The organism is Zobellia sp. 1_MG-2023 (assembly GCF_030549125.1).
GTDB lineage: Bacteria > Bacteroidota > Bacteroidia > Flavobacteriales > Flavobacteriaceae > Zobellia > Zobellia russellii.
Genome location: NZ_JAUOSY010000021.1, coordinates 1 through 1,956, shown reverse-complemented (window position 1 = coordinate 1,956; position 1,956 = coordinate 1). Strand labels below are relative to the sequence as shown.

Here is a 1,956-nt window from a genome sequence, read left to right as displayed (position 1 = left end):
AGTTAACCGCACAACGTTAAGATCATGTTCTCCCTATGTGGTTTTTTCGTTAACTTGTGCAACAGGCACAATGTATAAACGCAATTACGGCGGATTCGACTACGTCCGAATCCACTCGGAATTGCTTAAGCCTATGCTAAACCGAAATTAATCGCTAATTTAACCCGTAACTGACGGTTATACGAGACCGTTACCATACATACGAATGAACATTTTCGGATTTAAGAAAAAACAAGAATATTCATCAAAGGATATTTTAAAGCAACTGGACAAGTGTGCGGAGGATTTTACGTTTCCAATGTTGGATAATGGATATGTTTATCCAGTTCATTCTAAATTGAGTGCTTATCGAGATGAAAAACGATGGGCTTTGATAATTGAAGTAATCGGATTTAATTATCGTGGTGGTGGACATAACGGAATTTCTAATTGTTTACACATTTTTGGAAATTGTATTAAGACAAAACCAGGAACTGATAACAACAATTTCTTGTATATAACAGATGATAGTCCCGAGCATTCAACTTTTGATGAGGAATATCTGGAAAGTTTGAATCCCGAAACTAAAACAATGGTTTTAAGAGATAAAGAAATTGACATTAATCATAATCGCGATTTCTATTTAAAAAAAGGAATTGAACTTGAAGAAAACGACAAAATTTTAGTTTGGGAATTTTTGAGAGGTTTAGAACCTGAATACAATAAAGAATTTGAAGCAACTGAAAAGGAAATCAGAGACCGAATCCCAACGGATTTACCAAAGATTATGGAATTGACGGAATGGAATCATCCTGACTGTGCAGATTCTGAAATTCCGAGTAAAAACAAAACTTTTAAGCAAATAGCCAAGGTTCTTGAAACTGGACAAGCGAAATTTTACAAACCAACTGATAAGCCAAATAATCATTGGAAAAATTGGCCTGATGGCGGAACGTTGTAAAAAAGTACGTATGGTAACAACGTGTATAAAACATAGCTGTTAAGTGTTAAATTCAAAGGTTTGTGCTTATTTGCAAAGACCGCCAAATTTTTAATTTGGCTTTTAAAAAATGATAAATTAAAAACAAAATATAAAAATTCGGCTCTGTGTTAATCCGAAAAATCAGCGTCTATTTACACGCTACGTTTCATACACAAGACCGTTGTAAAACATTTAAAAAAGAGTTCAACACAATCCTCAATTTCACTAACTTTTTACGTTAATACTATTTTACAATTAATTTAACTTAACATTTAAAATACTTTAACATATTCAAAATCAAATTATTATAGGTTTGTTTAGAAATCAAAAAGCCTTTTTAATGAAAAAAAAATACCTAGTAATCATACTTTTCTTCTCCATATTCATAACCAAAGCACAAAACCAAAACACATCTAGCACAAATCAGTATGAACAGAATAATGAAATAAAAATTAATGTAGTTTTTACTCCATTAGGACTTTTGGATGTAGCATATGAGAGAAACTTGAATAGAAAATCCTCTTTGGGAATTTCTGGTCTTTATGTATTTAGTCAAAAACATGATGAAGACACAAATTTTCTGATTTCACCTTTTTACAGAAGATATTTTGGCAAAAAATATGCTTCAGGTTTCTTTGTTGAAGGATTTACAACAATAGGCTCAACAGATGGCAAACAATTAACTGATTCGAATGGAAATCTCACATTGAATGAAGGTCCTGACGTTATGGATTTATCGGTCGGATTGACTTTAGGTAGCAAATGGGTCACCAAACAGGGTATTACTTTTGAGGCTTTTTTTGGATTTGGAAAAACTTTGTTTAATACAGATAAAACAGACCATAGCCAAGTAAATAGATTTGGAATAAATATTGGTTACCGATTTTAGCCTGTATAGAAAAAACGTTTTACAACAAAGGTAACCGTTGCACAAGCCATTAATCCGTCAAAAAACGGATTTATATAAGCCTCTTTACGGGGCTTTTTTTATGGCG

2 protein-coding genes are annotated in these 1,956 nt (G+C 32.4%); both read left to right on the top strand.

Annotated elements, in window-relative coordinates; all coding sequences use genetic code 11:
* The first annotated feature begins 205 nt into the window (after nucleotides 1-205).
* The gene (locus Q4597_RS19655; RefSeq protein WP_303407800.1) at nucleotides 206-940 is read left to right on the top strand and encodes a DUF7003 family protein; all 735 of its coding nucleotides are present in this window, start codon (nucleotides 206-208) and stop codon (nucleotides 938-940) included.
* Nucleotides 941-1,301: 361 nt separating this feature from the next.
* Nucleotides 1,302-1,850, top strand: a complete 549-nt coding sequence (locus tag Q4597_RS19650; protein ID WP_303407799.1) for a DUF3575 domain-containing protein — start codon at nucleotides 1,302-1,304, stop codon at nucleotides 1,848-1,850.
* Nucleotides 1,851-1,956: the final 106 nt, after the last annotated feature.